The organism is Paenibacillus sp. P4_A7 (genome assembly GCF_056402455.1).
On record NZ_JBFUHJ010000251.1, the window covers coordinates 1 to 7,838 of the forward strand.

The 7,838-nt window shown below is 43.1% G+C and carries 6 protein-coding genes and 1 other annotated feature; all 6 genes read right to left on the reverse strand.

What is annotated here, in order from left to right:
* On the reverse strand, nucleotides 1-543 hold a 543-nt coding region (locus tag AC1DWN_RS22490), incomplete at its 3' end, for a 3D domain-containing protein (RefSeq protein WP_477561134.1).
* A gap of 61 nt (nucleotides 544-604) precedes the next feature.
* Nucleotides 605-2,542 (reverse strand): threonine--tRNA ligase, encoded by a 1,938-nt coding sequence (thrS, locus tag AC1DWN_RS22495; RefSeq protein WP_477561139.1) that lies wholly within the window; start codon nucleotides 2,540-2,542, stop codon nucleotides 605-607.
* Nucleotides 2,543-2,651: 109 nt separating this feature from the next.
* Nucleotides 2,652-2,924, reverse strand: a binding site (T-box leader).
* 89 nt (nucleotides 2,925-3,013) lie between these two features.
* Nucleotides 3,014-3,946, reverse strand: a complete 933-nt coding sequence (locus AC1DWN_RS22500; RefSeq protein WP_477561135.1) for a putative sporulation protein YtxC — start codon at nucleotides 3,944-3,946, stop codon at nucleotides 3,014-3,016.
* Between the two features lie 177 nt (nucleotides 3,947-4,123).
* Complete coding sequence (mqnC, locus tag AC1DWN_RS22505; protein WP_477561136.1) at nucleotides 4,124-5,260, reverse strand: cyclic dehypoxanthinyl futalosine synthase; 1,137 nt, start codon at nucleotides 5,258-5,260, stop codon at nucleotides 4,124-4,126.
* A gap of 165 nt (nucleotides 5,261-5,425) precedes the next feature.
* Nucleotides 5,426-6,595 carry a trans-sulfuration enzyme family protein gene (locus AC1DWN_RS22510; protein ID WP_477561137.1) on the reverse strand — a complete coding sequence of 390 codons (1,170 nt, stop codon included), beginning with the start codon at nucleotides 6,593-6,595 and terminating at the stop codon, nucleotides 5,426-5,428.
* A 3-nt stretch (nucleotides 6,596-6,598) separates the two neighbouring features.
* Nucleotides 6,599-7,762 (reverse strand): PLP-dependent transferase, encoded by a 1,164-nt coding sequence (locus AC1DWN_RS22515; RefSeq protein WP_477561138.1) that lies wholly within the window; start codon nucleotides 7,760-7,762, stop codon nucleotides 6,599-6,601.
* Nucleotides 7,763-7,838 lie beyond the last annotated feature (76 nt).

The window sequence follows — 7,838 nt, forward strand, 5'->3', positions numbered from 1 at the left end:
AAGCTTGCCCGTACCTATCCTGATGACCTCAACCTTGACCGTCTTCTTCCCCCACTGTTCATACACTTGTTTGATCGTTTCAAAATACAGGTCGATATGCTTTCCCTTTATGGCTGATCCTGTATCTGCCACGACTCCATAACCATATCCAGGAATGTATAGCAGCGTACCGATCGGGAAGAGCTTAGGATCAGCTGCAATGGTTGAAACTTGATCCCTACGAACCTTCACACCTGAATAGGTAATGCCATATTGCGGATGCCCTGGACGCTTGCCCGTCGATTCAACGCCAGCGGTATAACCGGTAGCGACGACCTCAATTGTTTCTGGTTTTGATGCTTCTTTAACATGATTTTCAGCTTCGGACTTGACGTCGCTTTTTTTTATAGCAATGCTCTTCTTCGGACTGCTTTGAGAGCTGGGCTGCTGCATAGCTGCATTAGCAAACGCAGAGCAGGTGCTATCCTTTAAGCCAAAGACCAGAACAAACAGGAGCAGTGATAGCGTGATTCTTTTTGACATAGAAAAAAAGCTTGTGACCATCTGGGTACTTCCTCCTCAAGAAGAATAATACCCTGATCGTCCAAGCTTTATACGTTCAGCCTTATAGTTCCTTGTCTGCGATTTGCTTCTGAAGAAGCGCGATCAGGTCTACTATTGGCATTGCACCAATATCGCCTTCACCGCGTTTGCGAACGGAAACTGCATCAGCTTGCATTTCGTTCTCACCAACAACTAACATATATGGTGCTTTCTCAATTTGTGCTTCGCGAATTTTATATCCAAGCTTCTCATTTCGTAAATCACTCTCAACACGAATACCACTCAATTGTAATTGTTCAGCTACCTTACGCGCATAACCTTCGTACGCTGTCGAAACCGGAATAACTTTTGCTTGTACAGGTGACAACCAAAGTGGCAGCGCACCTGCAAAGTTCTCTAGCAAAAAGGCAGTCATTCTCTCCATTGTGCTTATAATGCCACGGTGAATAACAACTGGACGATGTTTCTTGCCATCCTCGCCTACATACTCTAGCTCAAAACGCTCTGGTAGTAAGAAATCAAGCTGTGCAGTTGAGAGAGTCTCCTCTTTGCCCAAAGCTGTCTTAATTTGAACATCGAGCTTCGGACCRTAGAACGCTGCTTCGCCCTCTGCTTCGAAGAATGGCAATTCCAGCTCTTCAACTACTTCACGAAGCATACGCTGCGACATTTCCCACATTTCATCATTTTGGAAATATTTTTCAGTATCCTGAGGATCTCTATAGGATAAGCGGAAACGATAATCTTTAATGCCAAAATCTTCATAGACCTTACGGATCAAATTCACAACTCGTGAGAATTCCTCTTTAATTTGATCAGGACGACAGAAGATATGAGCATCGTTAAGCGTCATCGCACGTACACGGTGTAGGCCAGTAAGTGCTCCCGACATTTCATACCGATGCATCGTACCTAGCTCAGCGATACGGACTGGTAAATCACGGTAGCTGCGCATATCGCTCTTGAACACCATCATATGATGCGGACAGTTCATCGGACGTAGAACAAGTTCCTCGTTGTCCATAACCATTGTCGGGAACATATCCTCACTGTAATGCTCCCAGTGACCGGATGTTTTGTAAAGCTCTACGTTAGCCAATACAGGAGTATAAACATGCTCGTAACCCAATTTTTCCTCCATATCAACGATGTAGCGCTCCAATGTTCTGCGTACCTTTGATCCATTTGGAAGCCACAGCGGCAAGCCTTGACCTACCTCACGTGAGAATGTGAACATTTTCAGCTCGCGACCTAGCTTGCGATGATCTCTCTTCTTCGCTTCTTCCAAGAAATGAAGATGCTCATCAAGCTGCGCTTTTTTAGGAAACGCTGTTCCATATATACGCTGAAGCATTTTGTTCTTGGAATCACCGCGCCAGTATGCACCAGCAACGCTAAGCAGCTTGAATGCCTTAATTCTKCCAGTTGAAGGCAAATGTGGTCCGCGGCATAAATCAAAAAACTCGCCTTGATCATACATCGTAATTACTGAATCCTCAGCTAGATCGCGGATAAGCTCAAGCTTGAGGTTATCATCAAGCTCAGTGAAAATCGCAAGCGCTTCGTCTCTGCTGACAATACGACGGCGAATATCAAGATTTTGCTGAACAATCTTCTCCATTTCCTTCTCAATCTTTACCAGATCCTCGGGAGTAAGTGAATGCTCCATATCAATATCATAATAGAAGCCATCCTCAATGACCGGACCAATACCAAGCTTTACGTTTGATGAGGCATACAAACGCTTAATGGCTTGAGCGAGCAAATGCGCTGTACTGTGGCGATATACTTCTAATCCATCAGCAGAATCAACTGTAACGATTTCAACAGCAGCATCGCTGTCAATCGGTGTATACACGTCTACCACTTTTCCGTTTAACTTTCCTGCAATCGCGTTTTTCCGCAGCCCTGGACTAATGGAACCCGCTACCTCTTCAATTGTAGTGCCTGGCGCATATTCTCTTATTGCGCCGTCTGGAAATTTCACTTGAATAGAYATACTCTTTCATCCTCCTGTTAGTCAATCAGTTTCTTATGCGTTACTGGTCATACCAAGCTAATGCGCTTTCCTACACCTCAAAAAAAGCACAAAAAAAGCACGCATCCCGCAAAGGGACGAGTGCTTGTATACTCGTGGTTCCACCCTACTTCGACTGCAAACGCAACGTCTTACACGCTGAGCAGTCCTCGTAATATCTGGTAACGGAGAAATCCGGTACAGCTTACTACTATAACAAACTCGAGAACGAGTGAGAAATAGGTTAGGCCATACAGCTACAAAGGGGTACATCTGCAAAAGTCGTGGAAGGAAATTACAGCCAAGTTTCCTCTCTCTGTACCGGACATCACATGCAGATACTTATCTTTGTCATTGCTGATTAGATCTTATATGTGACTCATTATAGCCTGACTTGTGGATCAGGTCAAGATTAATATGACCATCATTCTGGCCAATATCGCTTCAATGAAGCTACGGTTGAATTTGTTCATCCAAGCTGGTGTTGCATGATGAGCATTGTAAACATACCGTTACTCTTTGATCGAATATCGTTTCAATGGTACGGATAACTTGCATATACGGCTGCCTCGTGTGAATAGTGATTTGCTTAGGTGATACCGAAATCAAAGAGCTGATCACCATATCTTCTATGTTAATTTCTGTTTCGAGCATCTCAGCTACGATACGATCGGATGGCGGCTTAGGATCAAGCAGCTGAAAGTTTTCATCATATAAGATAAATTCATGACCCCCCTTATGAAGCAAATGCACCATCGGCACCTTTGTATCTTGAAGGAACACAAAATATTTCAGTAGTGAAATAAACTCCTGATATTGTTTATCAAGCATATATTCATCTAACGCATACTCAACAACTTCAATTAATTCTTTCCGATAAGGCTTAAGCCTAAAGTTTGCAAAACCATTCACGTTAAGATCGGTATTCTCTTGCAAGTATTGTTCAATTTCATTGGCAACCTTGCCCTTTCGTCTTTGTCGATCCGCATCTAGAAATTTAGATCCAAGACCATCCCACTCTTTTCCATGCAGTAAATCATAACAATATCTCTCGATAACAGCCGCGTCTGTAGAATTATTTTTCTGAAACTTTCTCCGAATAATGGAAGCGAGCATCTCTGGCTCCATTTCACTTACTATAAACTCCGCAATTGTTTTCGACGTTGACTTATAAACAGCAGGACCATGTAATGGAAGCTGAAAAAGCGGCAGTACTGCCTGACATTGAATTTCTTGAGAAGAAATGACATGAAATTCTATTGCAGCAGCTAGTTCAGCCTTAGAGCCGATATGTAAATCGACGACCGCTTGTTCCGTCAACATTTTCGCTAATTTATCCACCGAATGACAGTGGCTTGAAGACAATGATACTGTAAACAGTTCCATAAGCTCACCCCTTTCCTTCCTTATCAGTATATGGTCCTGCGGCTTGGGATATACGATGAAGAGATTGGTATAGGGTTCTAAAAAGAGATGTAGATAGACAAAAAAATGCTCATCGGCCATTAACCCCAGGTGGGATCAATGACCAACAAACATTTTTGCTTTAACAATAGCCGATACTTAGTTCTGCATTACAAAATCAAGCTCAGCCTTATCATTTTCATGATACATCTTCAAAATATTATATTTGGTATCCCGCTGAGCAGGAATTTTGCCGCATTCACGAATGAGTTGGAGTATAAGATCAATGTTTACTTTATGTGTAGTACCAGCAGCCGATACGACATTTTCTTCAATCATCGTACTGCCAAAATCATTACAGCCATAAGATAATGATAATTTGCCCATTTCAGGACCCATTGTTACCCATGAGGATTGGAAGTTAGGGATATTGTCCAGCATAATCCGACTTGCAGCAACTATTCTGAGATATTCCTCGGGCTTCGCCTTCTCCAGCTTCAAATTTGTATTATCTGGTTGGAAAGGCCACGAAATAAAGGCTAAGAAGCCAGTCGAATCATATTTATTTGCAATACATTCATCTTGTGCATCACGTATGCGCATCATGTGTAGAGCACGTTCTTCTACTGTCTCGCCCAGCCCATACACCATCGTTGCTGTAGTATTCATACCATGACGGTGCGCTGACTTCATGACATCCATCCAATCGGTCCATGAGCCCTTCATTCGGCTAATTTTCCGACGAGTACGGTCATCCAAAATCTCAGCGCCTCCGCCAGGCAGTGAATCAAGTCCAGCCTCATGCAGCTGCCCTATCACTTCATCAAGCGAGAGACCATCCGATACTACCTTCATCTTCTGAATTTCTGCAGGAGAGAAGGAGTGCATCGTGATGCTCGGAAACTGTACTTTAATTTTGCGAAGCAGATCCAAATAGTAGGTAAACGGCAAATCTGGATTTGTTCCGCCTTGCATTAATATTTCAGTACCGCCGACGTTTACTGTTTCTTGAATCTTATTCAATATGGTATCGTCTGAAAGTACATAACCTTCTTTCGAGCCAGGTGCGCGATAAAAAGCGCAAAACCTGCAATAAACATCACATACGTTCGTATAATTGACGTTTCTGCCAACGACAAATGTCGTAATCGGATCAGGATGATGCCTTAACATTATCTGGTTTGCTACATGCCCCATTTTCTCAATCTGGTCCGAGGCTAACAGCTCCATGCCTTCTTCAAAATCAACTCGTTCACCGCGTAATGCTTTATCTAAAATACGGTCCAACGTTCCCATTCCGGAAGACCTCCTTATTTCCGTTCTAATTGTGTTGCTATCAAATAATCCTATCATAAATGTATGCTTGAAGTCACCCGACTTACGATGTTCTTCCTGTCATTAATAAGAAAAAACATGGAATGTTCACAAGAACATCCATGTTCCTCTTTTGATTAAAGTCGATTAAGCACGCAAGGCATTTTCCAAATCGTTAATTAAATCATCAATATCCTCTAAGCCTACTGAATATCGAACTAATCCATCTGTAATCCCTCTCRCATGTCTAACTTCCTTCGGCATAGCCGCGTGAGACATCATCGCAGGGTAGGAAAGAATACTTTCAACAGCACCTAAACTTACAGCTACCAATGGAATTTTCACCTTGCTAAGTAATGATTTTGCACGATCACCGCTGCCAACATCGAAAGATACGACAGCTCCATAACCAAGTGATTGCTTCTCATGAATCTCTCGTCCTGGATGATCTTTTAAGCCCGGATAATAAACAGCAGTCACCTCTTTATGAGCTGAAAGCCATTCAGCTAGTTTCTGCGCACTCCGCTCACTTTGCTCCATACGAGTCTTTAATGTTTTCATTCCACGCATTAACAGCCATGATTCCTGTGCGCTAAGCACCGTTCCAAGACCATTTTGAAGCTGCTTCAGCCTTCTTCCGAGACTTTCATCGGCCGTTACCGCAAGACCTGCAAGCACATCACTGTGTCCGCCTAAAAACTTGGTCGCGCTATGTAAAACAATATCMACGCCAAGCTCAATCGGACGTTGATGATAAGGAGTCATAAACGTGTTATCAAGCATCGTCATTAAATTGTTCTCTTTGGCCCAGCCGGTTATCTCAGCGATATCTGTAATTTTAAGTGTAGGATTCGAGGGTGTTTCCATAAACACTGCTTTTGTATTCGGCTTAAGTGCCGATTTGACCGCAGCAAAATCAGTCATATCTACGAATGTGGTTTCAATATCCATACGATCCAAAACAGTAGTAAGCAGGCGATACGTTCCGCCATATACGTCTTCTGTTACAATGACATGCTCACCTGCTGATAATAATAAAAATGAAGTTGAGATAGCAGCCATACCAGAAGCGAATGCTAAGCCACGTGCTCCGCCTTCCAGTAATGCAATGTAATCCTCAAGCGCCTGCCTTGTTGGATTACCGGAACGGCTGTAATCGTATTGCGGCGGGTTAAAAATATCGTGATGGTGGAAAGTTGATGCTTGATAAATCGGCACGCTTGAAGCTCCTGTGTGCTCATCAATTTCCGCTCCGAAATGAATCAGCTTTGTTGCAAATTTTCGCTCATCTGGTTGTTTTTTATTGTGATCGCTCATCTGTTAAAGTCCCTCCACAATCTCACGCTTTGCTTCAGCTAACGCATTTGCTAAATCGCCAATCAGGTCATCCACATGTTCGATACCTACTGAGAATCGCAGCAGTCGGTCATCTACACCAATAGCTTGGCGAATCTCAAGTGGAATATCCGCATGTGTTTGAACAGCTGGATAAGTCATTAACGATTCAACTCCGCCTAAGCTCTCTGCGAATGAAATCAGTTTAATATGGCGTAAGATTGGCTCAATATAACGAGCATCCTTTAAGCGGAATGAGAAAATGCCGGTATTGCCTGATGATTGCTTATTTTGTATATCATGTCCAGGATGGTGTGAAAGCGCAGGATAATAAACATCCTCGATCGCTTCATGTTCCATCAAATATTTAGCGATTTGAGTCGCATTATATTCATGACGTTCCATCCGAAGCGCCAGTGTCTTCATCCCTCTCATAAGCAGCCATGAATCTTGAGGTCCGAGAACTGCACCAATTGAGTTATGGAGAAATGCCATTTCATCCGATAACTCTTTACCCTTTGTCACGATTAAGCCTGCCAAAACATCGTTATGTCCACCCAAATATTTGGTTGCGCTATGAACAATAATGTCTGCACCGAGCTCTATTGGACGTTGAAAGAATGGTGTAAGCAGCGTATTGTCAACAATCGTAAGCAACCCTTTCGATTTGGCCCAGCTAGCTGCACGTTCGATATCCGTTATCATCATAAGTGGATTGGTTGGGGTTTCGATTAGGATAGCCTTCGTATTGTCTGTACAGAGCAATGACATTGCATCTATATCATTCGTATCTACATATGACGCCGTTACGCCGAACCTCTTCATAATCCGCTCAAGCAGACGATAGGTTCCTCCATACAAATCAAGCGAGACAATCAAATGGTCACCTTGGCTGAACATAGCGAAAACCGTTTGTAAAGCAGCCATACCAGAACTGCATGCAAATGCAGCGTCGCCTGACTCTAACTTTGCCGCCGCTTCTTCAAGCACAGCTCTTGTCGGGCTCTTTGTACGTGCATAATCAAAACCAGTGCTTTGTCCTAGTTTAGGATGACGGAATGCAGTTGCTTGATAAATAGGAAAGCTAACAGCACCCGTAACTGGTTCATGTAGAGTACCAATCTGAGCTAAATGACTTTCGATTTTCATAGTAATGTGGTACTCCTTCCAATGTGGTTAAATGTCTGCGCCTAGATCAAAAGGTGTTTGTTGATATACGTAATAG